The sequence below is a fragment of the Achromobacter sp. JCM 18799 genome (genome assembly GCF_055395645.1).
Genome location: NZ_AP043866.1, coordinates 4023072 through 4048686, shown reverse-complemented (window position 1 = coordinate 4048686; position 25615 = coordinate 4023072). Strand labels below are relative to the sequence as shown.

25 protein-coding genes and 5 pseudogenes are annotated in these 25615 nt (G+C 59.9%); 20 read left to right on the top strand and 10 right to left on the bottom strand.

Annotated features, from left to right (window positions below; genetic code table 11):
• The first annotated feature begins 17 nt into the window (after positions 1 to 17).
• The 4 genes from ACZ5YA_RS19035 to ACZ5YA_RS19020 all read left to right on the top strand — a co-directional run bounded on the left by ACZ5YA_RS19035 (position 18) and on the right by ACZ5YA_RS19020 (position 2182).
• Positions 18 to 686 (top strand): gp16 family protein, encoded by a 669-nt coding sequence (locus ACZ5YA_RS19035; protein WP_086911682.1) that lies wholly within the window; start codon positions 18 to 20, stop codon positions 684 to 686.
• Positions 676 to 1074 carry a Mor transcription activator family protein gene (locus ACZ5YA_RS19030; protein WP_086911683.1) on the top strand — a complete coding sequence of 133 codons (399 nt, stop codon included), beginning with the start codon at positions 676 to 678 and terminating at the stop codon, positions 1072 to 1074. Before ACZ5YA_RS19035 ends, ACZ5YA_RS19030 begins: the two co-directional genes overlap by 11 nt.
• A gap of 3 nt (positions 1075 to 1077) precedes the next feature.
• Positions 1078 to 1398 (top strand): DUF3486 family protein, encoded by a 321-nt coding sequence (locus tag ACZ5YA_RS19025; protein WP_086911684.1) that lies wholly within the window; start codon positions 1078 to 1080, stop codon positions 1396 to 1398.
• Between the two features lie 127 nt (positions 1399 to 1525).
• Positions 1526 to 2182 (top strand): TIGR02391 family protein, encoded by a 657-nt coding sequence (locus tag ACZ5YA_RS19020; protein WP_236748654.1) that lies wholly within the window; start codon positions 1526 to 1528, stop codon positions 2180 to 2182.
• A 139-nt stretch (positions 2183 to 2321) separates the two neighbouring features.
• Here the strand turns inward: ACZ5YA_RS19020 and ACZ5YA_RS19015 are convergent, their stop codons facing one another.
• Entirely contained in the window at positions 2322 to 4964 is a 2643-nt protein-coding gene (locus tag ACZ5YA_RS19015) for an AAA family ATPase (protein ID WP_086911685.1), read from the bottom strand.
• A gap of 420 nt (positions 4965 to 5384) precedes the next feature.
• Here ACZ5YA_RS19015 and radC point away from each other — a divergent pair, with 420 nt between their 5' ends.
• Positions 5385 to 5915, top strand: coding sequence for a RadC family protein (gene radC / locus ACZ5YA_RS19010; protein ID WP_086913970.1), 531 nt, complete (start codon positions 5385 to 5387; stop codon positions 5913 to 5915).
• Between the two features lie 578 nt (positions 5916 to 6493).
• A complete protein-coding gene (locus ACZ5YA_RS19005; protein ID WP_086911686.1) occupies positions 6494 to 7321 on the top strand; it encodes a DUF932 domain-containing protein in 828 nt (275 codons plus the stop codon).
• Positions 7322 to 8154: 833 nt separating this feature from the next.
• On the opposite strand, the gene tnpC is transcribed toward ACZ5YA_RS19005, so the two are convergent.
• A complete protein-coding gene (tnpC, locus tag ACZ5YA_RS19000) occupies positions 8155 to 9585 on the bottom strand; it encodes an IS66 family transposase (protein WP_013801324.1) in 1431 nt (476 codons plus the stop codon).
• Positions 9586 to 10167: 582 nt separating this feature from the next.
• Between tnpC and ACZ5YA_RS18995 the strand changes: the two genes are divergently transcribed.
• The gene (locus tag ACZ5YA_RS18995; RefSeq protein WP_418134783.1) at positions 10168 to 10512 is read left to right on the top strand and encodes a DUF2958 domain-containing protein; all 345 of its coding nucleotides are present in this window, start codon (positions 10168 to 10170) and stop codon (positions 10510 to 10512) included.
• A 13-nt stretch (positions 10513 to 10525) separates the two neighbouring features.
• Here the strand turns inward: ACZ5YA_RS18995 and ACZ5YA_RS18990 are convergent, their stop codons facing one another.
• Positions 10526 to 10834 carry a helix-turn-helix domain-containing protein gene (locus ACZ5YA_RS18990; RefSeq protein WP_086911688.1) on the bottom strand — a complete coding sequence of 103 codons (309 nt, stop codon included), beginning with the start codon at positions 10832 to 10834 and terminating at the stop codon, positions 10526 to 10528.
• Between the two features lie 146 nt (positions 10835 to 10980).
• Between ACZ5YA_RS18990 and ACZ5YA_RS18985 the strand changes: the two genes are divergently transcribed.
• From ACZ5YA_RS18985 to ACZ5YA_RS18935, 11 genes and pseudogenes are all read left to right on the top strand, one after another.
• Positions 10981 to 11322: a DUF2958 domain-containing protein gene (locus ACZ5YA_RS18985; RefSeq protein WP_086911689.1), complete on the top strand. Its 342-nt coding sequence runs from the start codon at positions 10981 to 10983 to the stop codon at positions 11320 to 11322.
• A 117-nt stretch (positions 11323 to 11439) separates the two neighbouring features.
• Positions 11440 to 11685: a transcriptional regulator domain-containing protein gene (locus tag ACZ5YA_RS18980; protein ID WP_236748650.1), complete on the top strand. Its 246-nt coding sequence runs from the start codon at positions 11440 to 11442 to the stop codon at positions 11683 to 11685.
• Positions 11686 to 11698: 13 nt separating this feature from the next.
• A complete protein-coding gene (locus ACZ5YA_RS18975; protein ID WP_236748649.1) occupies positions 11699 to 12238 on the top strand; it encodes a DNA -binding domain-containing protein in 540 nt (179 codons plus the stop codon).
• A gap of 92 nt (positions 12239 to 12330) precedes the next feature.
• Positions 12331 to 12618 carry a helix-turn-helix transcriptional regulator gene (locus ACZ5YA_RS18970; protein ID WP_418134768.1) on the top strand — a complete coding sequence of 96 codons (288 nt, stop codon included), beginning with the start codon at positions 12331 to 12333 and terminating at the stop codon, positions 12616 to 12618.
• Positions 12619 to 12661: 43 nt separating this feature from the next.
• Positions 12662 to 13474, top strand: a pseudogene (locus tag ACZ5YA_RS18965) (replication initiator protein A); the annotation flags it as partial.
• A gap of 202 nt (positions 13475 to 13676) precedes the next feature.
• Positions 13677 to 14411, top strand: coding sequence for a ParA family partition ATPase (gene parA, locus ACZ5YA_RS18960; protein ID WP_236748648.1), 735 nt, complete (start codon positions 13677 to 13679; stop codon positions 14409 to 14411).
• Entirely contained in the window at positions 14408 to 14671 is a 264-nt protein-coding gene (locus ACZ5YA_RS18955; protein ID WP_086911691.1) for a chromosome partitioning protein ParB, read from the top strand. Before parA ends, ACZ5YA_RS18955 begins: the two co-directional genes overlap by 4 nt.
• A gap of 11 nt (positions 14672 to 14682) precedes the next feature.
• Positions 14683 to 15189, top strand: coding sequence for a DUF2840 domain-containing protein (locus ACZ5YA_RS18950; RefSeq protein WP_086913973.1), 507 nt, complete (start codon positions 14683 to 14685; stop codon positions 15187 to 15189).
• A complete protein-coding gene (locus tag ACZ5YA_RS18945; RefSeq protein ID WP_086911692.1) occupies positions 15186 to 15698 on the top strand; it encodes a S26 family signal peptidase in 513 nt (170 codons plus the stop codon). Before ACZ5YA_RS18950 ends, ACZ5YA_RS18945 begins: the two co-directional genes overlap by 4 nt.
• A 327-nt stretch (positions 15699 to 16025) precedes the next feature.
• Positions 16026 to 17981 carry a relaxase/mobilization nuclease and DUF3363 domain-containing protein gene (locus tag ACZ5YA_RS18940; RefSeq protein ID WP_086911693.1) on the top strand — a complete coding sequence of 652 codons (1956 nt, stop codon included), beginning with the start codon at positions 16026 to 16028 and terminating at the stop codon, positions 17979 to 17981.
• A 520-nt stretch (positions 17982 to 18501) separates the two neighbouring features.
• Positions 18502 to 18893: pseudogene (locus ACZ5YA_RS18935) on the top strand (aldolase/citrate lyase family protein); the annotation flags it as partial.
• 73 nt (positions 18894 to 18966) lie between these two features.
• Here the strand turns inward: ACZ5YA_RS18935 and ACZ5YA_RS18930 are convergent.
• From ACZ5YA_RS18930 to ACZ5YA_RS18905, 6 genes and pseudogenes are all read right to left on the bottom strand, one after another.
• Entirely contained in the window at positions 18967 to 20346 is a 1380-nt protein-coding gene (locus ACZ5YA_RS18930) for an IS4 family transposase (RefSeq protein ID WP_086911694.1), read from the bottom strand.
• Between the two features lie 221 nt (positions 20347 to 20567).
• A pseudogene (locus ACZ5YA_RS18925) lies at positions 20568 to 21083 on the bottom strand (hypothetical protein); the annotation flags it as partial.
• 260 nt (positions 21084 to 21343) lie between these two features.
• Positions 21344 to 22117: a hypothetical protein gene (locus ACZ5YA_RS18920; RefSeq protein WP_086911703.1), complete on the bottom strand. Its 774-nt coding sequence runs from the start codon at positions 22115 to 22117 to the stop codon at positions 21344 to 21346.
• 38 nt (positions 22118 to 22155) lie between these two features.
• Positions 22156 to 22485: a hypothetical protein gene (locus ACZ5YA_RS18915; RefSeq protein WP_157896430.1), complete on the bottom strand. Its 330-nt coding sequence runs from the start codon at positions 22483 to 22485 to the stop codon at positions 22156 to 22158.
• Between the two features lie 138 nt (positions 22486 to 22623).
• Positions 22624 to 23475, bottom strand: a pseudogene (locus ACZ5YA_RS18910) (IS5 family transposase); the annotation flags it as partial.
• A pseudogene (locus ACZ5YA_RS18905) lies at positions 23447 to 23743 on the bottom strand (IS110 family transposase); the annotation flags it as partial. The pseudogenes ACZ5YA_RS18905 and ACZ5YA_RS18910, both read right to left, overlap by 29 nt.
• A 78-nt stretch (positions 23744 to 23821) precedes the next feature.
• Here ACZ5YA_RS18905 and ACZ5YA_RS18900 point away from each other — a divergent pair.
• On the top strand, positions 23822 to 24166 hold the full coding sequence (locus tag ACZ5YA_RS18900) for an FAD-dependent monooxygenase (RefSeq protein ID WP_236748516.1): 345 nt from the start codon (positions 23822 to 23824) through the stop codon (positions 24164 to 24166).
• 140 nt (positions 24167 to 24306) lie between these two features.
• A complete protein-coding gene (locus tag ACZ5YA_RS18895) occupies positions 24307 to 25326 on the top strand; it encodes a universal stress protein (protein WP_086911705.1) in 1020 nt (339 codons plus the stop codon).
• Here the strand turns inward: ACZ5YA_RS18895 and ACZ5YA_RS18890 are convergent.
• Positions 25295 to 25501: a hypothetical protein gene (locus ACZ5YA_RS18890; RefSeq protein ID WP_157896431.1), complete on the bottom strand. Its 207-nt coding sequence runs from the start codon at positions 25499 to 25501 to the stop codon at positions 25295 to 25297. The two genes, ACZ5YA_RS18895 and ACZ5YA_RS18890, sit on opposite strands and share 32 nt — an antisense overlap.
• Between the last annotated feature and the right edge of the window lie 114 nt (positions 25502 to 25615).

Genomic DNA, 25615 nt, shown 5'->3' with positions numbered 1-25615 from the left:
CACCTGGAGCACCGTTTATGACCACCGCCAAAATCCCCGCCAACAATCGCCGCGCCACGCTGATCAAGCTGATCCATGTGGCGAAGCGCGAACTCGGCCAGAAGCACGGCCTGGATGAGCCGACTTATCGGTCCATCCTGCTGTCTGTTGGAAAGTCCGCGTCACTGACGACTATGGGCGTTCCAGGGATGGTGGATGTGCTGGAGCACCTCAAGACCAAGGGCTTCCAAGTGCGTCCAAAGGCTGGCGACCGGTCGCAGACCATCAACCCTGACGCCAGCAAGGTGCGGGCGCTGTGGTTGTTCCTGCATGCGCTTGGCGTGGTGAACGATCCGTCCGAACGGGCCTTGGCTGCTTACGTCAAGCGGATTGCCAAGGTAGATGACCTTCGCTGGGTGCGTGGCAGCGTCACGGACACCTTGATCGAGACCCTCAAGAAGTGGGCTATGCGCTTCCTGCCGGACGCAGTGATGGCGTTGCGCCGGGAGGTAGTGCAGTTGCACCAGGCCAATCCGCTTTCAGCGGTACAGATCGAGCGTGTGGAGTACGCCCAGCTATGCCTACACCGTGGCCAGGGCTTCGACATGCACTGGTGGGCATGGGAAGCCCTGATGCAGGTCCTTGGGCGGCCGGTGTTGGCCGACTTGGCCGCTTTAAAGCCTGCGGAGGAAACCAATGGCCACTGAAAGCGCACGCGCTCTGCTCAAGCGGCACGAGCTGCTCGCCGAGCTGCAAGACGTGGTCGCCCGCCAGCTGTCGGACATGGGCGTGGCCGCAGACACTGCAGCGTTGGTGGCGGCTTTCTTGGTGGACTACCTCAGCACCTACTGGGCAGGCCAGGTGGTGTCGTTCCCCAAGGACGCCTTCTACAAGCTGACCCTCAAGGAACTGGAGGTCCTGAGCCTGTTCCAGGGCGACAACTACGACCAGCTTGCTCGCCAATTTGGTATGACCCCTCGTGGCATGCGCAAGCTCGTCAACCGCATCAATGCGAGAATCAAGGCACAACGCGCTGCAGAAGCTGCGCCTGGTCAGATGGATGCGTTCGGCCACGCCGAAGTTGAAGAGGTATAGGCGATGGGCCGCAAATCTGCATTTAAGTCACTCGAACCGGAGAAACAGGCCAAGGCCCTAGCGTTGATGCGGGCCCACCGCCACAAATCCATCGACGATATCCGGGCGGCGCTAATTGATTCTGAGGACTTGGACATCTCTCGCTCCGCTGTCCATAGGATGCTGTCGAAGCTCAACGCCCGAGATCAGATGCTCGCTAGCGCCGAAGAGCACACTGTGGTGACTGTGGTGGACCGGATCACAGGTGAAGTGGTGGTCATCAAAACGGCGGTCCCCGCTTCGCTGATTGAGTCACTTATCCGCCAAGCAGAGGCGGTTTCTTAATTTCACCCATTGCAACGCCGTTACACCGGCGTATCCCACTGTAGGCCGATACGGGCCACTAAATCCCAATTTATCGCGCCGTTTTGGGTTTGTTTATCTCAACTCCCTTCAGGAGGCCGCCTGTCGCGTGCTTGCGGATACCGACCGAGGTCTGACGGGAACGCAAATCGAGCGATTGCTGCAGGAAATCAAGATCGTCGATGTGTCTCCTGGCATTACCAAATGGAAACGCCTGTTCAACGCGCTGGCCGAAGCGCAGAACAAGCACCAGATCGGCAACCACCTGATCCTGCTCATCAACCTCGCAATGGAGCCGGTCAACTACGCCCGTGATCCTGGCGCCTTCCGGTGGCGGCGCGATGAGCTGAATGTGGTGCTCGCCTTTTCCGGATTTTTCGTGCGGGACGATGGCAGAGTGGGCTATGCCGACAAGGCCACGACGTTGGACGAAGCCCGCGCCCGTGCCGGTCGGCTGAAGGCCGCACTGGAAAATCGCAACGTCCACGCCGAAGTGCTCCACTACTGTCGCGCCGAACTGTTGGACGAAAACTACTTTCACGCCGTCTTCGAATCGACCAAAGGTGTTGCCGAACGCATCCGCTCGTTGCCGGGCCTCACCACGGATGGCTCTGAACTGGTGAACCGGGCCTTCTCGACGCAGAACCCAATCCTGGTTCTTGGCTCACTCGCTACCGAATCTGAAAAGAGCGAGCAAAAGGGCTTCGCCCATCTACTCACGGGCCTTTTCGGTGCCGTGCGCAATCCGCTTGCTCACGCGCCCTAAAATAACTGGCCAATGTCCGAGCAGGATGCCCTCGACATCCTGACGCTGGTGTCGCTCATTCATCGAAAACTGGACCGCACGCAAAGGACGGACACCACGGTGCTATGAGCGTGTCCGGAGCCTCGCTGAGGCGAGCGATTTAAGGTGCCGCCATCGCGGCAGATGCCGCAACGGTCGGCCCAGCCTTGCGCTTCTTGGCTGTCTCCCCGCTGCGCTTGTCGATCTGCGCACGCCAGGTTTCCAACGCCATGATGTCGGCGAGCAGTTCGTCGGGTTCGGGGACTGCGACACCACCTACGAACGCCTTGTCGTGCGCGTAGTTCGAGCATTTCGTCATGCCCGCGTTTACTTGGGCATAGTCGTCGTCTTCGACCACGACTCCGGCAAGTCGCTGTGTTTCCACGCCTTTACGGAATCGCAGAATGACCTCACGCAGCAGCACCTCCTCGACAGCGCGCTCCCACGTCATGCGCAATCGAAAATAGGCCTCGACGGTTTGCTTGCGGTGCTCCTGTTCTTCGCCATCCTTGTGTAGCTTGGCGATGGCTTGGTGCTGGGCCTTCAAGGCGCCGATTCGCTTGCTAGCATTTTTACCTTCGAACGGCAGGTCTGGATCTGCAACCCCGAACCCTTCGGCACGGCGGGTCAGGCTCTGCGTGGCAACCGGCACGCCAGCCAGCTTTGCCTCCTCTGCCAGGAGACAAAGGAAATAAATGTCATGGGTGAACACGACGACTTGACGCTGTGCAGCTTCGACCGCCAGGCGCTTCGCCACGCGTTCGCGGCGGCGATGATCGAGCGACGACACCGGGTCGTCGAACACGATGCCGTCCTTGCCGCCGTTCAGCCCGACTTCTGCCAGGAAAGAGCCAATAGCGACCGCGCGCTGCTCGCCCTCGCTCAGGATTTCGACAGGACTGCGGCTCTGCGGCAGTTCCAACTTCAGTTTGTGCAAGGCCTTGCCCCTGTCAGAGCGGCTCTGGAGTGAAACGCGAAGCGTACCAACGCCCAGTGCCTTGAATTCGCGATTGAGCGCGTCGGCCAGTTCCTTGGAGACCACTTTTTCGGCAAGCTCTGATGCCTTCAGCGAAATGGAGTTGGTTTTGATAGCCGACATGCATTGCGAGAGCCTGGCCTGACGGATAAGTCGTCTCACCGCTGTGACCACCGCATCCTTGACCTGACTCAGTCGCACCCGCGCATCAAGTTCATCGAACTGCTTTTGAAGTGCGGCGCGGGCTTTCTCATCTGACGCTTTTTCGAGGGTCGTAGCCTCTGCATTCAGCTTGTCGGCCAGCGCTTGGAGCCGCGCCGCCGGGCTAATTAAGGCCTGATCGGTGCCGTCCCACTGGTGTGAAATAACCGCCGCCTTGAGGGCTTCCTGGCGGGCGGCCAGCGCCAGCTCGAAGGCCTTGACATCGGCGGCGAGTTGTGAATCCAGAACCTCTATCTCTCCGTGGGTCACATCGTCGAGATTTAGCGTCAGGACCTGTGCAATGAACGGCTTGTACTCGGCGTACAGGGCGGCACGACGCGCTTGGGAAGTTTTCTCCGCTTCCTGCTGGATGAACGCCTCGAAGCGCAGCAGGCGAGCGGCGCCTTCGTCGAGTGGCTGCTGGCACAGGGGGCAAGGCACGTCCGCGCCCAATTCGGGAAATACCTTGTCCGGGTGGGATTCGACTGCGAATTTGCGGGCGGCATCGAACAGATCACGCCATGCCTCGCCGCCAGTACCGGGCAGCAGGTTCTCGCATTCCTTGAACTGTTCGGCTGCGAGCGCGGCCGCAGCCTTCGCCGTACGATAGGCATCTGCCAGGCCACGCAGCTTGGCGACTACTGCCTGATCCACCAGCGCTTCTTTGTTGGTTGCATTCGTCGCGACGGCAGCGACACGGCGGGCGCGCAGACGCAATTGTGTGGCTTTCTCCTTCGGGTTGTTCTCTTTCAGGCTCTGGCCCAGTTCGGCATGATTAACCAGACCTTCCGGCGTCAGCGTGGCCAGCTCCTCTATCTGGACCTTTGTCGTCCTGGCAGACAGGGTTTGAATCAATTTGCCGACGGGTGTATCGCCCTGCAACAGTGCAAACGCCGTGAGGTCTGGTGCAGACTGCGCATACTCGGTGTCGATCAGAGCCTTCAACTGCTTGCAGACCTTCGCCAGTCCCTCAAACACATCGAGCCCGTAGGGTACGTAGGAAAAATCGTCCTCACTGTCAAGATAGGCACGAGCACAGCGCGAGTCGAAGATCGCAAGGGACGACAGCTCGGGTGGTGCCGCCTTGCCGTTGGTCCAATGCACGTCCCGCGCTACACCGTTGACGGCAATCTCGAAGGAGGCCTCTGGAACGCCTGCCTTGCCTGTCGGCAGGTTGGCGTTGGGATGGATTGCTTCCATCTGGTCGCGAGCACGGCAAGCGCGCTTGAGCACACGCGAGTATCCCGACTTGCCCGAGCCGTTGTCGCCGTAGATGACGGTTATTCCGGAAGCGCCGAACGGCAGGCGCTGGTTTTCGGCAATCGCGTTGACGTGCAGCATGTTCTTCATGGCGCGCAGCTCGACGTGCGTCGCTACCTTGACTGGCGCCGGGATTTGGTCTGCCGTTAGCGGTTTGGGCTTGCGGTCCTTGGGATCGGAAATGCCATGCGTGGCCTTGAGCAGCGCGAAAAGATCGTCTTGGTCTTCCGCCGTCAAAGTCTGCTTGGCCAGCAAGCGCGCCACGGCATCACTTTGCCACAGGGGCAACCCCTGTGTCCAAACCAGTATTTCCTGCAGTATCGACATGAGGCTCCTCCACTTGTTGGCATTGTTTTATTTCTTCCGAACGTGCTCAATATCTGACCGCCGAATTTGCTTATAGCAATGTTCGTGGTTGCAGATAGAAACATTATGCGTCCCGGCGCGATAGCGCCGTCGGGCTCTTGGGCGTTGCCCCGCGCCTCGTATCGAGTCGCGGCCATCCGGCTTTGATCCCTCACGCCTCCGGCCCGATGGGCCTGCGCGCTGCGCTTGCCGGGGGAGATTGGCGGGGGGGGGGGGGGCTGGCTTGCTGTTCCCTTTACCGTACCACGGCGTTCTCGCTGTCAAGGTCTGCGCGCACCTTGTGCGCTTGCGTCCTGGCGGCCGTCTTTGAACCTGTGACAACTGCGCTGCGCCGTGCTGCTGCCGGTCTCGGGCAATCCCGCCCGATGCACGGAGCTGACCATGTCACACGATCTCTTTTCTTCTTTCGCTTCCTTCGATTCTTCCAATTCTTCTGTCCTTCTCGTTCGTGACGTTGCGGGCGACTACCGTCAGGTTGATGCAGACGAGGTGCTGCAGGCCGCGCAGCAGGTGTTGCTGAGCCGGGTGCGGGGCAGTGACGTGCTGGCCTCGCCGCAGGCGGTGCGCGACTTCCTGCGGGTCAAGCTGGGGGCGCTGGAGCATGAGGTGTTCGCGGTGGTGCATCTGGATTCGCAGAACCGCGTCATCGAGTACGTCGAAATGTTTCGCGGTACGGTGAGCCAGACATCGGTTTATCCGCGTGAGGTAGTCAAGGAATCCATGAAACACAATTCGGCCGCCTTGTTGCTGGTGCACAACCACCCGAGCGGTTCGACCCAACCGTCGCGGGCCGACGAGATGCTGACGCAGACGCTCAAGGCTGCACTGGCGCTGGTGGATGTGCGGGTACTGGACCACCTGATCGTGGCGGGCAACGACATCCTGTCGATGGCGGAGCGCGGGCTGATGTGACCCAAGGGGGTATCGCCCCCTTTTGCTTCGCCCTTGGTGTTGGGGAAAGACTGCGCACTGCGTTTGCCTCCAGGGGTCGGCTTGCAGCCCACCCCGCCGCGCAGGCTTGGCGCCCCGCAATACCGCCGAACAGGCGATGCCTGATCGGCTTGTTCATGGTGCCGATTTCGCGCTGTGCGCTTTGCTCACCTCCAGCCAGGCGTGCCTTCGGCACGCAGTGGCGCTCGCCGCGCGGCGTGGGTTCGTCGCATCCTCGGTGATCTATGGCCGTTGACCGGTTGTCCGTCTTTCCCTTCCTTCATCACTGAACCCGCGACCGTAGCCCGCAGTGCCTGGCCGTCAAGGCGCGCAGGGCCGTGTCCTCGCCTTTGGCTGCGGGCCGCACCCACCCTGCGCTCGCTTCCTTGACAGCCAGTCCCTCGCTGGCCGGTGTCTTCGCGGGCGATGAACTCAGGAAAGACGGCGGCAACAGCGACCAGCCCAGGTCGTTGCGCCGAACCCACCGAAGCCACACCGGGCTCCGAATCTTGGAATCCGGTCAGCTTTGAACCACAACTTGTAACTTTTGGAGAAATACCATGCAACTCAGTTCCCGTTTCGCAAATGCGACCCCTCTCTTACGTGCTGACCATCCGTTATCGGATGACCAGATTTACCGGGTAGCTCCCTCCATCTATGCGGAGGCGAAGCACCAGAGCCGATCCGAGCGTTACACCTACATCCCGACCGGGGAAGTCTTGGGTGCCCTGCGCAAAGAAGGTTTTCAGCCGTTCATGGTGTGCCAGACCCGTGTACGCGACACCGGCAAGCGCGAACACACCAAGCACATGCTGCGATTGCGGCACGCCAACCAGATCAACGGCGCAGAAGCCAACGAAATCATCTTGCTGAACTCCCACGACGGCACCAGCAGCTACCAGATGCTGGCCGGGATGTTTCGCTTTGTGTGCAGCAATGGGCTGGTGTGCGGCGACACCGTGGCCGACCTGCGCATTCCGCACAAAGGCGATGTTATTGGCAAAGTGCTCGCAGGAGCCTATGACGTGCTGGACGGGTTTGAGTTGGTGCGCGAACGCCGTGAAGGTATGGCGGCCATCACGCTGGAGCACGGCGAATCCGAAGTGTTCGCCCGCGCCGCCTTGTCACTCAAATACGATGACCCGGTTAAGCCTGCGCCCATCACGGAAGCGCAACTGTTGCAACCCCGGCGCCTTGGCGATGACCGCCCCGACCTGTGGAGCACCTTCAACCGCGTGCAAGAAAACCTTGTTCAAGGGGGATTGTCGGCACGCACAGCCAATGGTCGCAGAAGCCACACCCGTGCCATTCAGGGCATTGACCAGAACGTCAAGGTCAACCGGGCGCTGTGGATACTGGCTGAAGAGATGAAACGGCTCAAGGGCTGACAGGCGAGGGGGCTTTGCCCCTTCTTTTCTCATTTCAGGGAACTGCGGCTGCGGGTGGCCATGCCACGCGGCCGCGCCGCCCAGCCTTGTCAGTCTGGGCGGCGCGGCGGGCAGTCGGATACCGACTGCCTGATGGCTGCATGACTTCGCCATCCCTGACTTTGCGCATCCGGTCGATGAATGTTTGACGCTTCGCATTGGACAGCCTGATATGCCTATCGGATGGTTGAGGCTGCGCACTGCGTTTGCCCTCCAAGGGTCGGCTTGCAGCCCACCCCGCCGCGCTGGCTTGGCGCCCCTTAATGCCGCCGAACAGGTTGTACCTGATCGGCCCGTGCATGGCGTTCATGTCGCGCCAGCGCTTTGTACACCTCCAGCCAGGCGTGCCTGTGGCACGCGGGGTGCGCTCGCCGCGCGGCGTTTGACCGTCGCAGTGGCGACTTTGCCCTGATCGCCGTACTGCCTTCCTTCATCGCTATTCCCGCGACCTTAGCCGACACAGCCAACCCCTCAAGGCGCGCAGGGCCGTGTCCTCGCTGCGCTGCGGGCCGCCCCACCCCCTGCGCTTGTCTCCTTGATGGGCTGGCCGTGTCGTCCGGTTTTTCGCGGGCGATGAACTCAGGAAGTACGGCGGCAACGATCGGCCCAGATCGCTACGCCGGCCAAACCGAAGGCAACAACGGGCTCCGAATCTTGGAACCCGGTCAGCTTTCAAAACCTTGGAAGGAATGCGCATGCAGACATTGACACCGTGAATAGATACCGAAGTTTTGTTTGTTTTCTTTTTGCATTTTTGTAACTACTCAGCCCAAATTTAGGCTTGCGATCACGCTTCAGCGAAAGCTGTGCTGAGTCGGCACGCCCTTGAAAGCGGCGACAAGTGAATCAAAGACATTGCCCCCTTGCTTGTGCATGGTGGCGCAATACGAGCGAATCACGCAGTAGGCCTGTGCGCCTGACAATGTGCGAAAGCAGCCGGAGACTTTTTGTTTCACCTTGGGCATGCGCACGGTCTGCTCGGCCAGGTTATTGGTAAAAGGCACGCCGGGCTGGGTCATGAAGCGCCAAACATCATCTCTGTAATCGCGCAGTCGGCCAATCAAATTGGTGGCCTTACTTTGCTTGGGTCTGCCGCGTTTGCCAGTAGAGGGCACCACGGGGTTTTCTGTCTGGGCTTGAGCCAGTATGGCCTCGTACAGGTCGCGCAGATCGCGTACCTCGCACTGATACTGCTTGGTGTTGTAGTTCGGTGATTGTCCGTCTGCACACTGCAGGTTATCGAGGTGGCTGGCGTGGGTGAGCAGTTCGATCATGTCGCCGGCCCAAGCTTGACCTTGTTCTTCCAGCAGATAGGTCAGTTCGCGCAAGTGGTGGGCGTTGCACAGGGCGTGTTGGCACTGCAATGCTTTGTAGGGTAGCCAGCCATCATGCACCAAGACACCCTTGAATTGCTGCAGCAGCGCCAGTGCATCGAACGCCTCGCCTCCTCGCTTGGGGTGACAGCCCATCCAGGTCAGCGTGTCGGTGGCCAGCACATGCAGCCAGTGCAGCGTCTTTGCCACCCGTAGCCCGGTTTCATCAGCATGCAGCACGTCTGCGTTGACAGCGCCTTGGCCGATGGCATCTACCGTAGGTTGCAAGATGCCCGCACTTGTCATGGCGGCCTTGAGTACGGTGGCTTGACTCACGGGCAGACCAAAGAAGTCTTTCATGAGCGCCGCCGTGCGCTGTACCGAGACGGCATGGTTTTGATTGAGGTGCACCATGGCCGCCTGCGCGCGTGGTCCATATTGCACAGCCGCGTTTACACCGGCGGGGAACTCTGCTGTGTGTACATGCCCGCAGCGACAGATGGCTTGCATGGCATGATGCTCGGTCACCTCAAATTGCAGCACGGGCAAATCAAAGACCTGACGGGTTTCGCTCACATAGGCAAAGGGCAATTCCTGATGGCAGGCTTGGCAATGCTCTGGTACGCCGTGAACAACGATTTTGTCGGGCTGGGTGGCTTGGCGCAAGGTACTGCCGGTGTGACCTTTTTGTCCGCCTGTGGGTTTGTCGCCCGCAACGCGTAGTGACTTCGGCGCGGGTTTGTTCAGGCCATCGCTTGATGGGGGCTTGCTGGAGTTGCGGCTATTGAGTTTGCCTTGCGTCTGCAATTGCATGACCGCTTCTTGCAATGCCTTGATCTGCTCCTGCAACATCAAAATCAGTGCATCCTTCTCGGCATGGCTTAACTGGTTCAGGCTTGATGGGGTTTGCATTGCCGTGAATTGTCCCTTATCGCGTCAAGGGATGCTGAGTAGTTACGAAGAATGTACGATTCTGCGGTTCTTGGAAAATGCGTGAATGCGGTTCCGTGTTTTTGAGGTTTTGAGTAAAAACGCATTGCAGGTTCCACGGATTTTTGTGCGTCTCCCGGCGATGCCGGGTCGGGCTGTCGTGCTGCGCATCGAGCCACCGATGGCGTCTCGCCCCTTTGGGCTTCCATCCCTGACGCCTGCGCGCTTCGCTTGCCCTCCAGGGGACCGGCTCTAAGCCCGTCCCCGCCGCGCGGTGCTTGGCGCCCCTGGAAGTCCGCCGAACAGGCGGTGCCTGATCGGCCTGCGATTTCGACACATGGATTCCGGACTGCCGTGGTGCTATGCGAAGTCGCCGGTGTTCATGGTGGCGCATTCCTGTTTGACCTGGCCGTATCCCAATCGGACAAGCCGCGCAGCTTGGCGTACGCCGCCCGCCCGTCAACCCCCAGCCCGCACCGACCGAGTCGGGGTGTGACGGCCGCGCTTTGCGCGTGCGCCTGGATCGCAGCGCTCCGATCGGGAGCGTCCATTCAAGGAGTTGCGATCGTGAACCTTATTTCCGACGAACTACGCGCGCAGTTGCTGGCCAACGACCGTCAATCCCTCGCTGACGAAGGATTCGATCCACCGCCAGTGGTCAAGCTGTTCACGCCTGATGCGGGTGCGACCTGGCTGCTGACCGAGATTGATCCTGATGATGATCATGCGTTCGGACTGTGCGACCTGGGTCTCGGCTTCCCTGAGCTGGGCTATGTGAGCCTGGCTGAACTCGCTACCCTGCGCGGCCGTCTTGGATTGCCGGTGGAGCGGGATATGCATTTCAAGGCTGACAAGTCCATCAGCGCCTATGCGCGCGAAGCCCGGATGTCGGGCCGCATCGTGGCGTAGGCGCCACGGGGCATCAACCGTCGTTCGGCGGTTGATGCCATTCCATCGGAAGCCTGGCTTCCGTTTCCAGCATCAGCTCACCGGCGCTACGGCCCAGCGCCCGGGCAATCTTGAATACCAGGGCCAGCGTGGGCATATGCTCACCACGCTCAATTTTGCCCATGTGCGAGCGTTCGATACCCGCCAGATGCGCCAGCGTTTCCTGGGCGATGCCGTCTTCGGTTCTCACGGCCCGTACCGCAGCCCCGAACGCTTGCGCAGGCGCGGCTTCAAAGGTCGTCGCGCCTGTTGGCCTTCCTCGCTGAATTCCACGCTTTTGCATGGACAGGAGCGTCGGTGTTTAGAATACTTTAAACCACGTTATATTTAACTCATTTGCTTTGAATGCAAACATTCATTAGGGTTTGGGGGGATGTTCAGGGCGGTGATGTATCAGTAATATTCTGTAAATTATCCCACGGAGGCACCATGACCTTCCTCACTGAGCTGCAGCGCACGCAAATGCTGACCAACGGCGTGGCCCGCGCGCGTGGCGAAGCCATCGATCCGTTCCCCGTTGTCAAGCTCTACACCCTGGACGCCGGTGCCGTCTGGTTGTTGGTGAGTCTGGACGCCGATGGCGACCAGGCCTATGGGCTGTGCGATGCCGGAACCGGATTTCCAGAGCTGGGGTCTGTGAGCCTGTCCGCTTTAGAGGGTGTGCGCGGGCCGCGTGGCCTGCGCATCGTGGTCGATCCGCATTTCAAGCCACGTCAACCGCTGTCGGCCTACGCAGCCGAGGCAATGCGCGATGGATCGATCAACGACTGACCCTTGCGGTAAACGCATTTGCTGACCTTTTGCCAGTCGCAATATGTAACTATTTAGGTAACACTTTGCGAAGCCATTCGTGGCATCCTCCCGAAAATACCGAAGGGAGCCATCGCCATGACGATTCATCACGACCCTGCCGACTTGTGCGCGCCGTGGCGCGCTGCGGCCGCCTACTTCTACACGCTGGACCTGGACGGCCCTGCACTGGCATGGGAGTATTTGCGGCGCCATGCGGGTTACCAGGCCGACTGGCTCAGCAGGCAACGCCGCGCCTCGGTATCCCGCTGGGGGTTGCAAAGTAGCCGAAGACCCGCGGCTCGATGCTCGCCGGGCACACCCGCTCTGGACCGCAGCGGCTGACGCGCCGCTACAAGTGCGCGCTATCAACGCGCATGATACAAGTACTTGGCCAGTATTTAGCTTCTGGAAGATTCCCGGTCGCAAGCACCTGTCGCATGCAGGCTCGCAACTGAACATCACAGCAGACTACGGACCGAACCGCTTGCGGGCGTCGCTGTCCTCTGAGTTGGAAGATGGTGCAGCCTATGGCTTGACCGTGCCGCTCGATGCCCACCTGCGCTCGCGATTAACCGGGTACCAGGTGCAGGCCAACGCCATCCAGGGGAAATGGCCTTCTGCTGACGCCAGAAGAATTACCCGCGCTTCCTTGTTGCATTTGCACGCCCTGCAGGCGCTCGATGCGTGGCAGGCTGGTGCGCACCATCGCGACATTGCCGGGGCATTGTTCGGCGTTGATTCTGTGGGTAAGCGCTGGACAGCGGACAGTGAGCTGCGTGCGCAAGTTCGCCACCTCCTGACCCGTGCCGAGGGTTTGATGCGCGGCGGCTATCTGGTTTTGGCTGGGGTACGCCAGCAGTACAACAGCGCCCCCGGAGACGAACCCGCGCACTGAATATCTCCCTTCGCAGTTGACCAGGCTTTCCTGAGACTCCCTCCATCTGGCGGCATTTCGCTGCCAGACGATGACCGTCGATGGAGGCCTTCATGGCAACTGCGAATTCTCTGCCTTTGCGTCCCTTACCCGGGGCTGCGCAACCGTCTGCTGCAACCCCGGGCAATCCCGAGTTTCTGACCAATGACGAAGCGGCGGCCTTTCTGCGCCTCTCGCCACGCACGCTGGAGAAGCAACGTGTGCTGGGTGGTGGTCCACGTTACCGGAAATTCGGTGCGCGTGTGCTCTACGCGGTGGGCGACTTGCGCACCTGGGCCGACGGCCGTGCTTACGGCATGACCTCTGACCCCGGCTGCCCCCAGCGGGCTTCAGTTCGCTGATCGGTGTTGACTAAGTGTCCGATTTACCAAAAGTCTTGTGGTCATGGTCAAGCCTTTGAGTGAACGCGACCAGCTCATGCTGTTCCGCGCATTACCAGGTGGTGACATGGCCCCGCGCGATGCGCAGGACCTGATGGCCTACCCGTTCTTCTCGCTGGCCAAGTCGCGCAGGGTGGTGCCGATCCGCTTCGCGGCGGGTGGGGTGACCTTGACGGTCGAAGGGGTGCCGGAACACGGCATCGCCACAATCTGGGACGCCGACGTGTTGATCTGGGCCGCAAGCCACATCGTTCAAGCACGGGACCAGGGCTTGCGCACCTCGCGCCTGATGGCGGCAACCCCGCACGAGATCTTGACCTTCGTGCAGCGCGGAACCGGCTTCAAGGACTACCTGATGCTCAAGGCCGCATTGGACCGGCTGCAATCCACCACGGTCGCAACGTCGATCCGCCAGCCCGCAGGGCGGCGCATGCACCGCTTCTCCTGGATTAACGAGTGGAAGGAACTGCCCGGTGCCCATGGCCGGGCCTGCGGCATCGAGCTGATCCTGGCGGACTGGTTCTATGCCGGGGTGATGGAGGATGCATTGGTCCTGACCCTGGACCCGGCCTATTTCAAGCTTACCGGTGGCTTCGAGCGCTGGCTGTACCGCCTGGTGCGCAAGCACGGTGGCCGTCAAGTGGAGGGCTGGCGCTTCAACCTGCGTCACCTGCACCTGAAGTCGGGCAGCTTGCAGCGCTATGCCGACTTCGCCGTTCAGTTGCGGCGCCTGGTGCATCGCCAATCGCTGCCGGGCTACTGGCTCTCGCTTGAGCACGTCGGCAGCACGGACTGGCTCAGATTCCGCAGCTGGCCACGCGGTACACCCCAGTCCGACTTATCCATAGCCGCTGTTGACAAGTCGGTGAACAAGCTGTGTCCGGACTCGGGAATCACCCGCACGACATTCGGGGAATCGCCCGCAAACGACACGGGTAATCACACGTGCGCATCGAGCGCCAGCCCACGCCCAGCAACGGTCTCGGACCTCCTTAACTAATCTAACTAAAGACATAACCATGGATAAAAGAGGAAACACCGCTGCTCAAAAAACGGGCAATCCTTCGTCTAAAGACATCGAATACCGTTTGACAGAAGGAGAAAAACCACCCGGCAAGGTGATCGCGCTGCTCAACCAGAAAGGCGGTGCGGGCAAGACCACGCTGGCCACGCACCTCGCGGGTGAGTTCGCTTTGACGGGAAGCCGCGTGACGCTGCTGGATGCCGACCCCCAAGGTTCTGCCCTTGATTGGGCACAGCGGCGGGCGCAAAGCGGCCACGGTCGTCTGTACGGCGTGTTTGGTCTGGCGCGGGACTCCTTGCACCAGGAAGCGCCGCAAATCGCCTTGCAGGCGGATTTCGTGGTGATTGATGGACCACCTCGGGTCGCGGCACTCGCGCGCTCCGCGCTGCTGGCCGCGGACCTGGTGCTGATTCCAGTCCAACCCAGTGCATATGACGTGTGGGCCAGCCATGAGATGGTGCAGCTGATCACCGAGGCGCGGGTGTTTCGGCCGCAACTGCGCGCGGCCTTTGTGATCAACCGGCGCGTGGTGGGTACGGTTATCGGGCGCGAGGCGCGTGCCGCGCTGGCCGACCAACCGTTTCCCGCATTGGTGGTGGAAGTCTCCCAGCGCATTGTGTTTGCCGACAGTGTGGCTGCTGGTCGGCTGGCGTTTGAAGTGGCACCAAATTGCGCAGCCGCGCGCGAGATCGCGGCGCTGACGCAGGCGGTGCGGGAGGTGTTGGGATGACCAAACCACAGCCGTCCAATTCGCAGCGGCGGGCACCAATTGGCCGCAGGCCCGGTGCCGATCCAGCATCTGCCTGGGTGCAGCAGGTCGATGCAGTGATTGCAACCGCAAAGGCATCGATCTACACCGCACGGCTCACCATCGATGTCACACCGGTGATGCGCGGACGCATCAAGGTCGTCGCGTTTCAGCGCGGCGTTACGGCCGTCGAGATGTTGCGTGAACTGCTGGAGCGCGAGTTTCAGGAGGGCACGTCATGATGCAACCAAACATGCAGGCAGTGGTACAGACGATGCGTCCTGAATTGCCGGCGCATAGACCCGTACCTATGCAGGTTTCCCTTGCCTTCGTCGAGCTGCGGGTGAATGTGTGGCTGCGCTTCGGCAAGCCGGTGCGCGAGACCGTACTGAACCGCTGGCGGCGCGTCGCGGTGTTCGAACCTGGCGCGGTTTGCTGCCGCGTGAAGTGGATTGCTAATGATTACGGCACAGCACTTTGGCAGTTGATGGTGCTGCAGGCACCCATGCCACTCGACGGCGGACAGCGCGTCGCGGGTGTTGTGCCAGGCGCGCGCATCCTGCTGCTTGCCGAAGGTGAACTGCAGGTCAAGGCCGTGCTTGCAGTGACTGACGCTATTGAGCAGTTGGGTATCGATCCGTGTACCGTGGCGGTGACGTACTGGCGCACGGTTGGCAACCGGCTGGCTGCACGCGAGCCGCTGCCAGAATACACCTTCGAGCGACATGCGGCGCGCATGGCGCGCGGAGCGCTGCAATGAAGCGGGCTGCGGTGATTCTCTGCATGGACATCGGCCTGGTGGCACTGCTGATGCCGCTTGCGATCCCCAACCGCGTGCGCCTGGTCTACAACCCCAGCGACAGCGTGCCGCGCGGCTGGTACCGCATCGGGCCTGCAGACTCGCTGCACGTTGGCAGCATCGTGCTGGCCCGACTTCCGGCACCGGTTGCAGCGCTGGCGGCGCAGCGCGGTTACCTGCCAGCTGGCATCCCATTGCTCAAGCGCATTGGTGCTGTGGCACCACAACGGGTGTGCGTTGATGGCGCATCGGTACGCATCGACGACTTGACGGTAGCCGTCATGATGCATGTTGATGGACGCGGCCGTTCGCTACCGGCCTGGCAGCAGTGCCGACGCCTGGCGCACGGTGAACTCTTTCTCTTGAGCAATACCAATCCGGCATCGTTCGACAGTCGTTACGTCGGCCCCATCCGTGCATCGGATGTGATTGGCGTTGCGCGGCCGATTTGGACGTGGAGCACGCCATGAACATATCTTCTGTCGTGCAGATGCTTTGCCGCCAGCGTGCAGCTCGGGCTGCAGCGCTGCCTGTTTGGCAGCGCTGCAAGCATCGCATGCGGCTGGCGTGGATTCGGAACCGGGCAGGAAGTCGAAGGCGTCAGGGACCGGTGAAGACAGAGGGCAAGATAAAAGGGCCGGCACGCACCCGGCCGCAACACCAGTCTGCACGTGGGGTTGACGCGGCACGGCGGCTTGCAGCCGGTGTGCCGCGAAGGAGCGCAAACCCGCAGGGCATCAGGGTTGGCCGCGTGCCGTCTTGGATGCGATTCGCTGCATTGCGCGGGAGCTTGTGCCATGGTCTCACGTGACGATGACCGTTTCAGAGTCAAGTCGGGAGCGCCCAAGGGCGATTCCGGCGCAGGCAATGGACAACGTGCGCAGCGCTTCGTCTCGCAGGTGTTGAAGCAGGTCTCGAAGTCCGGTGCGAAGGCTTCTGGCTTGGGTGGTGCCCGGCCTGCATCGACGTTCGGTCGGGGGCGCGTTGCAGCCGGAAGGGCGGGGCAAACGCTGGCGGTTACCGCCCGACGCGTGGTCATCAAGTCCCGCTATGTGGTGTTGAAGAAGGCTGGGGCTAAATCTGCTTCAACGCACTTGCGTTACATCGAGCGTGACGGCGTAACCCGCGACGGGCAACGCGGCCAGGCCTACGGGCTGGAGACGGACACCGCTGACCTTAAGGCATTCGAGGAACGCGGTAAAGGGGACCGCCATCAGTTCCGCTTCATTGTCTCGGTGGAGGATGCCGGGGAGCTGGAAGACCTGCGCGGTTACACGCGAGAGTTCATGCAGCGCATGGCCACCGACCTGGAAACTCAGCTGGATTGGGTGGCCGTCGATCACTGGGATACGGACAACCCGCACACGCACATTGTGCTGCGCGGGCGCGCTGGGGAGGGCCGGGGAAAGGGCCAGGACCTGGTAATTGCGCCGGACTACATGGCGCACGGCATGCGCATGCGGGCCAGCGAGCTGGCGACCGAATGGCTGGGGCCGCGTACCGAGCTGGATATCCGGCAGGGTTTGTTGCGGGAGGTTGAGCAGGAGCGGCTGACGAGTCTGGACCGGGCGCTACAGAGACAGGCCACCGTGGATATTGTGGACCTGACCCAGCAACCCAATGATCGACAGCGCCAGACCCTTCTTCGTGCTCGGTTGCAGCGGTTGGAGGCGATGGAACTGGCCGGGCGCATCGACGCGAACCAATGGCGACTATCCTCAAACATGGAACAGACACTGACCACCATGGGCGAGCGCGGCGATATCCTGCGCACGATGCACAAGGCGCTGAAGGGGCAGCAACGGGACTTTGTACTGGAAACTGAGCCAGCAACACCCATCATCGGTCGCATCACCGCCAAGGGCCTGGCCGATAAGCTCAATGACCGGGGCTATCTGGTGGTGGATGGCATTGATGGCCGCGCGCATTATGTTCGCCTGCCGGTTGGTGTTGACCTGGCCGAACTGCCGGTGGGTGGCATTGTGGAAGTGAAAGTCACTGGAGGAGAACGAGCGGTGGACCGCAACATCGCGGGTATCGTGCGTGAGGGTCTTTACCGTACCGTTGATCACCTTGCACTGTTCCGGCAGGAAGGCGCAACAGACCCACAAACTTCGGTAGATGTTCACGTGCGTCGGCTCGAAGCACTGCGCCGATCCAGGGTCGTGGAGCGTATGGCTGATGGTGTGTGGCGCGTACCAGCTGACTTTTCGTCGCGCGCTCAGGCCCATGATGTACAGCGGGCTGCGAGGATTACCGTCGAACTGCGTTCGCACCTATCCATCGAGCATCAAGTGCGCGTTCAGGGCGCGACATGGTTGGACCAAAAAATGGCGGGCGATGCCATGGAGCTGTCGCCGCTGGGCTTTGGTGCCCAGGTGCGTGATGCCTTGCAGGACAGGATGGGTTTCCTCATGGAGCAAGGTTTGGCCGAGCGGCGCGGCTCGCGTGTGGTTTTAGCGCGCAACCTGTTGTCCACTTTGCGGGATCGGGAACTGACCGAGGTGGGCAAAGCGATTCAAAATGAGACTGGGTTAATTCACCGTCCGCTACGTGATGGTGGGCGCGCAGACGGCGTCTACCGCCGCTCAGTCCAACTCGCCAGCGGCCGTTTCGCGATGCTGGACGACGGCATAGGTTTCAGCCTTGTGCCATGGCGGCCGGTAGTTGAGCAGTGGCTGGGGAGGCAAGTGGCTGCTGTGGTGCGTGGGTCATCGGTTAGTTGGGATATGGGGCGGCAGCGTGGACGGTAGGCGCAGGGCCATACGCTGCCGTTACCAGCAACGCATGCGCAATTAAGGTCGACCGGTTTGAAAATGCCAAAGCTCCCTTTGCGGAAACTGCACTGCCTGACTCGCGCGTCGTCTCCAAATTTACGGAAGGAGCCCGAGCGTTTCAATAGCATTTCGACATCTGGCTTCATGAATTTACTGTGTAGGGTTGGAGGAACACCGTGATGCCGACACCTGGGCCATCCATCTGCTGTACGCCCGTGATCAAGGCTTCAATCCCGACTATACGGTGGCTGACCAGTGTACTGGACTGCGCGCCGGACAGAAGATTGTTTGGGAGGACAAGCCTTGTCATGGCGACGTGTTTCACATCTTGCAGCAGTGCGAGAGTCTGGCCAATGTACTGGCCAGCGGTGCCACTTCCAGGCGGCAAGTGCCTATTCCAGCGATCGTGACCGGTTGCGCAGCGTGCAAGAGTTGCGCTGCGCAAATTGTAGGGCGGGCGTTGCGCACGGCTCCAAACGGTGGCCGATATTGCCCCGCTGGCATGTACGCTTACAGCAGGATCCTCTCGGCCCTGCTGTTGCGCGCCAAGACCGGGCGGGGCAGCCATATTGACGTGTCGATGCTCGAAGCCCTGGCGGAGTGGATGAGTTAGCCGATGTATTACGCCTTTGATGGTGCCGCCCCGCCGCCGCGTACCGCCGCTGCGCACGCCAGCATCTACCCTACGGGCCGTTCCAGGCCGGTGACCCCAACCGGAGCGAGCGCTTTGCCAAAGCACTGGTTTCTGGTGCCGATGCGGTCATCATCGACCTGGAAGATGCGGTGGGGCTCGATGCCAAGGAAGATGCACAGGCGCAACTGGTGCAAGCATCTTCAAAGATGACGCCGGCCCAGCGCGCCCGGGTAGTGGTTCGCATCAGTGCCGCCAGCACCGTCTGGCATGCCGACGATCTGGCACTCCTGCAACCCCTTGTGGCGCAAGGCTTAAGCGGAATGGCACTTACTTTGGATCCCAGTCGTGACCATGCATCTTGATTTTCCGGCGAGCATGGGCACGCGGGACCTTTAACCATGAGTAGGGTTTGGGTCGTCGCTTTCGCATTCGCGGCTCGATACGTCCGGATCGATTGCCCACTCTGCACTGGGCGATCAATGTGAACAGCCGCCCGCCATCCTTCGCTGCCGACAGACCGCGCGAGACCCACTCGGTCCACAATTGCACCGTGTGCTTGAAGCTCAGCTCGCGCGGGTCGACACCGGCATTGCAGGCGGCCTGCGCCATGAGCAGCCGGATCACGTTGTAGGCCAGTAGATGGACCCACAGCTGTTTCTCGTTCATCTGCGGCGTCTGGCAGCTCAGCACATCCATGCCCGTGGTGGTCTTGAGGTTGCGCAGGTCAAGCTCGACGTTCCAGCGACGCGCATACAGCGCCGAGAGATCGTCCTTGCTGACCTTGCGATGATCGAGCATCGTGGTGACCAGCACCTGGTGGGCGACTTTGACTTCACGGACCATGAGTTCGTCGGGGAAGTGAGCGTACTGCTCGGGCGTCATCCACTCTGGGCGCGCCGCAGGCTTGGGCCAGTGCACCAAGTGATCGCGCGTGCCCAGCGACTGGCCACGGCGAAAGTCGGTGATACGCGAGCCGTTTTGCTCGAACAACACATCCACGCCTGTGGCCATCAGAGTGGCGATCAAGAAATAATTGCAGTACAGGGCATCGGCCAGCATCACATCGCCTGGGGAGAAGCCTTCGAGCAGGCCGCGCACCAGTCCGAGTTCGCCGCTGCCCTTGCCGCTGTGGGGTCCTACCGCCATATCAAGCGCCGCGCCGCTGGCCAGGCAAATCACCATGACAAGTCGCGCCAGAGGAAAACCCACTCCGGGCGCCTGGGTGTTGGGCTGGGGATACAAGGCTTGGTTCTCCGGAGTATCGGGCATCGAGATCCCGGTGCCATCGACCAGTTTGACCGAACGCCCGCGCCACAGCCATGGCGCCAGCGCCTTCTGGCTGAGCAAGCGCCCTGTTTCGCGCGTGAGCGTACTGACCATCTCCAGCGGCAGGCGCTGGCGCGCCCGGCAGTATCCGCCGGTGCGAACGCTGCACGGGCTCAGACCATCGGCTGCGCGTTGCGCTGCCCAGCCGTTGACCGCCTTCTGGCACGAGCCATCGGCCTCCAGCACCTGACGCATGAACATGGACAGCGCAACCGTGGGCGGATAGAGCCGCTCGCGATGCTCAGGCAGCAGCGCTTCGGTTGTCGCCAGCAATTCCGGGCTGGTCAGCACGTTGAAGAACTCCACCGCCGGGGTTGCCCGTGCCCGGCGTCCGATCCTGCTTCGACGTTGATGCAAAGCGCTTCGTGCATTACGATTCATGGTGGCTGGCCTTTCGAAAGATGGTTTGGAAGCTTCGTAACAACCATCCTATCAATCCCTTGGTCAGCCACCTCCTTTTTTCTTCAAATTCAAATGCTTACGCCCGTGACTTCAAGGTTGTGAGGCTTAAGTAAGTGCCATTCAATTCAAGAATTCCAATTCAAAGAGGGAGGAAACGCAGACTACCCGCTATAGTTAGTCGGCCCTGCAAAATTCATTTTTCAAAATCCAGCCCATGCGGTCTGGCCAAAATTCGGTTTTTCGACCGCCCCGGCGCCGTTGCTCAAACACCAAGTCCCAACGCAAGCATGAGAGCGCTGTAATGTTCCCTTCGTCCATGGCGGTGACAACGCAGCCTGCAACAGGCGCAAAAAAACCGCCCCTATGCCCCGACGGGCAATGGCGCGCAGCAACCAGCGCAGGTTGTAGCCAGCAGCACAACTGATGGAGTGCAAAGCGTCGCCCAGCGCGCCTTGCAGCCAGCAGCGATCCATGCGGTGATCAGACTTCAAGTGGCCTATGGCTGGCTCGATGGCCGGGCGCCGTCTGAGCCAGCCCTTTTGCTTGGTGCTCAGGCGCTTGTACTTGCCCCGGTGAATGATCTCTTTGTCCGGGTTGTCGGCGTCCACGCCGCGAAAGCCCAGATCGACCACGATGTGCTTGAGCTTGACAGGCAAGTCTTGCATCAAGTTCGTTGCCTGTTCCAGGACTGCGCTCAGGATGTGGCCGTCGTAGGGTGCGATTCAAACTGATGTGGTGAGTTGATCATGCTGGTTGTTTGAAATTCGCTGCCAATAGCTGTCCCACTGACGGTTTGCGCGATTGAGCCGCAATGCCAGCATGTGCTCGGCATTGTGCGCACGCCACCAAGCGCCCGGGCGTTTCATGCGCTGTTGAACAATGCATGCCTATCCGGTTGGCACCCAAGGACACTATAGGTGGTAGCTTGACCCGGCGCCAGACGCTACCTGTAGTGGCCGCACCGAGCTTTTGGGCGTTAACCGGATAGGCATGGAACAATGTAGCGGTGGGCGCTTTCAATTTCCCCCGAACCAATGGGTAAATCGCGCTTGATTGCGTCTTGGTAATTGAGTTGGTCTGGTCTGTTGAACAGGTAGCGGTGGCACTGCCTTACCGGGGCCTCGCTGTCCTGAACCTGTGGCGATTCAAGATGCGTTTGCAGCTCGTGCAATACGTCGTTTGCCTGGTTTGTTTTGAGTCGCGTTTTTTGCTTGTCCATCCACGTTTTGTGTTCCTGCCCTGAGCTGATGATGGCCTTGCCGGCTGCACTGAGGTAGTCACACGCATGAAAGAAATCAACCAGGTAGCGGCCCTGTGCACCAAATTTCTTTTCAACCTGATCGGCTATCCATGGCGCTCCATCGCCTACGCCATGAATTGGCGTGCCGGTACCAAAGCCGGCCTGAACAGCACACTCAAAGAGGCATTGCCCGGCTGTGTCAACGTCTCCCAGCAGCGTGCCGGCGAAGGCCAGTGTCTTGCTCCCCTGCGGGTGTGCAAGGCATATTTTTGCCTCTCTCCACTGAAGCTTCTTTCCTTTGCGCTTGTCTGCACTGTTGACATCAGGCTCCATGATGGGCACCATGCCCCCGTCTGTCTGCACAATGACTGCGGTGCTGGTGCCCGGTTGTGTGGGCCAGCCTTGGGGTGGCGGGGCCGACTCAAATATCTTTTTGGCATGGCCCTCGGTGATGCGGGCAATGGTGCTTTCACTCAACACGACGCCATAGTGCTCAACGAGTTTGTCCATGGCTTGGGCAAAGGGTTGGTCAGCACCGAAGTCGGTGACTACGCGCTGTAGCGGGCGTGAGCAGCCGCGGTTGCTGACTTGGGCGCTTTGCGCAAACGGGCGGACTCTTTTGGTGGCGTTGCGGTATTGAGGCTCGTCAATGCAGATGTCACCAAAGGTGGTGTGCCAGCAGAGTTTTTTTTACCCTCGCTCCATACGCCAGCGGTTTGCTTGAGCTCTTGCGAGGTCTGCATTACCTGGCGTGTCGCCCATGATTGAAGCGCAACTTGGCCGGTGCGTCGCATTTCCTCGATTACCCGCATTTCAGCCGCATCGGCAGTCTTGAGCTCTCCCGTCTCATCTTCGACGGCCAGCAGCAGGGACTCCATTCGGCTTCGCAGATCAGGATGCGCCCCTAATCTTCTTACCAACTCCGCGTCACTCATTAATGGCTCAGTCATGTCGTCGCCCCTTGGTTGGATGGATAGATGGCCGAGAATAACGCCACATCAGTTTGAATCGCACCCGCCGTCGTAGGGGTTGCCGGGGAAGGTGCGTGCACCCAGCATCAGGCCATGCTGGTGTGAGACCACCACCGCACTCTTGACACCGAACTCGTAGGGCTTGCGTGCCTTGCCCTTGCCAATGCACTCGACCTCCGGCGCGTGCAGCGCGTAGAGCTTGTTCTTGCTGTGACGCTGTTGCGTGCGGATGCGTTCAGCTCGCGCAAGCCACATCGACAAGTCACTTGCGGCCTTGGGGTGCTCAGGTGCGAAGCCCTCGCCTTGCATTTTGCGTTGCACCTCGCGAATGACGATGCCAAGAATCGTGCGCTGGCGTTTGAGTACGCGTCTGAGACGCCGGAACTGCTTGGCGTGGGCGTAGCCGCCGGCCTTCCAGCGCAAGGCCTTGCCTTCCTTGGCAAAGGTCTGTTTGAGCCCGATGCCTGCGCGCTTGGCGGCACTGACCACCTTATGGCGAGCGATCTCCAGCAAGCGGCTGTCCACCGGATGGGCGATGGCCTTCTCCTGCACAGTGGTGTCAACAATCACGCGCTCCAGGTCTTGAGGTTTGACGGCCTCCATGGCAACGGCCGTGTCGATGGTGGCCTTGAGCAGCAGCTCCAAGCCCTCCTCGCCCAGGTCGCGGCGAAAGCGTCCAATCTGCGTGGCGTCGCAGGGCAGGCGATGCTCGTAGTAATCCATGCCGCTGAAGAACTGCCACAGGATGTTCTCGCTCCAGCGCATAACGAGTTCTTCGTCGCTGAGGTTGAAGCTGTGCTTGAGGTACAGCAGGCTGGCCATCAGGCGAATGGGCAGCTTGGGGCGTCCGGCATTGCTGCGGCGACACGCAGATGGCTGTTGCATCGTTGGCATCATTTTTTCCGCGTTTGCCAGACATCCGATACGGCGCCACGAATTTGGGGGCCATCAGGCGAACTATGTGCCCGTGCTTCTCGAACTCGCGCGCCCAGTGATGGGCACCAGAACACGTTTCCATTCCGATCAGGCATGGCGGCAAGGACGCCACAAGCTCCAGCAGCTTGCTGCGGCGAACTTCAGGGCGGACAAATTCAGGTTTCCCTGAGGGTCCAACGCCGTGGACCGCAAAGACGTTCTTTGCAAAATCAATACAAATAGTCCGTATGTAAGGTTGCAACCCCTTGAATTTTCACACCGCTGACTCTTGCATTCCTAGAGATGTCCATGTAATGCGCGATTAGGTGTGCGGTCGGAACTCGCCGATCAGGGTTTGTACTATGTAGCCATTCTGGCTCTAGCCATACACTACATAGGTTCCTATACATATTCGCCTTGTAATGGGCGCTCATTCGCCCGCAGGAGAGCACCGTTGAAGTCGATCGCCGTAGATGTATTCGTCGTTGGCGCCGGGCCCACAGGTCTGGCCTGTGCTGCGTTGCTGGCCCGCCAGGGCGTTGACATCCTGGTCATTAAAGGCTTTGGGGGAACTCGGATGACGTGCCCGTTGGGCAAAATCGTCCGACGCTCTCAGATCAGACAAGTCCTGCAAAAGATACTTTATAAATTCAAAATATCGAGATTATCATGATAAATGATGATACAAATTAACAAGTTACAGGCGATTTTCTACCTTGGCTCACTAAAGCTCGGTGCATTGGACTGACATCTCAGCTAACTCATATTTCTTACGCATGTAAACGATAACGACACGAATAGATAAGGAACACGATGTACTCACATATCTTAGTACCCGTAGATGAATCAATGCTGTCCGCTGCAAACGTAAGCTCGGCTGTGCGTTTGGCATCTCAACTCGGCGCAAAAATTACATTTTTCCATGCAACTCCAGATCTTTCTGCAACTGGTGAGGGTGCATTGCTAAGAACCATGGCACCCAGCGAGTTCCTTGATGCGGCGATCGGGGATACCAACGCGGTATTGTCAAAGGCCAAGATCATTGCACTGGTCGCAGGGGTTTCGTGTGAAACTGAGCACAAGGTATGTGACCATCCAGCAGAAGCCATTTTGGAAGCAGTCAAACTGCACGGCTGCGATCTAATTGTCATGGCTTCGCGCGGTGTACGCGGGCTTGCGAGTTGGTTGCACAGCTCACAAACAGAACGCGTGCTGAAGAAATCTCCAGTGGCGTTACTGATTACACGTGTAGCTGCCAGTGATCCGATCAAAGCAAGTGAGCGAGCACTTTCTGTCATACAGGATGAACATCGTTCAATTGCTGTGGTGGTGCGGGGCATGCTAGATTTGGTCCAACAAGCCTATGAGCCCGAAGGCAGTTTGGATATTCGCAGCCTTGAAGCCATGTTGGCCTACCTGCAGGCATTTCCGCTACAGAAGCACCATCCCAAGGAAGAGCTCTTTATTCACCGCCGTCTGCGTCAACGTGCACCTGAGAGCGAGAAATTGTTGCTTGAGCTTGAAGCCCAGCATGTCCGTGAACATTCCTTGGTCAACGAGGTCGTTCGTTTGGCGAATGATGTTAAGTCAGGAGACTCTGCGTCTGATCAAGTACTGAAGGATCAAATCCGCACACTGGGAGATGCAGTGTGGGCGCACATGCAGCTTGAGGAGACTGTAGTATTGCCATTGGCGAAAGATCGTTTCCAAGAGTCTGATTGGGATGAGATCGCAGTTGCTTTCGAAGGCAATAACGATCCAAGTTTTGGTGACTTACCCTCTGCGGAGTTCAGTCGATTGTTTACGCGGATAGCGAATTTGTTACCAGCGTAGTAATAATAACTGATACTGGATCGAGAACCAGATTCGCCCGATTGCCATCGGCCGCAATAATGTGCATTCCCGTTTTATGCGAATTCGAGTCCAAACGTTCTGCAAGCAGCAAATCCTCCAGCAACTCAGCCACCGCCACCACCTGCTCGGTGCTCCAGTCATCGTCAATCACCATCGGCAGACCCGATTGCAGACCTGAAGGCAATTGCTAATGGCGTGCTTCATGATTTGACCCGTTTGCGTGTTGCCGCCGACCGAAAACTGAGCCACTTTTTAGAGGTTGTGCCGA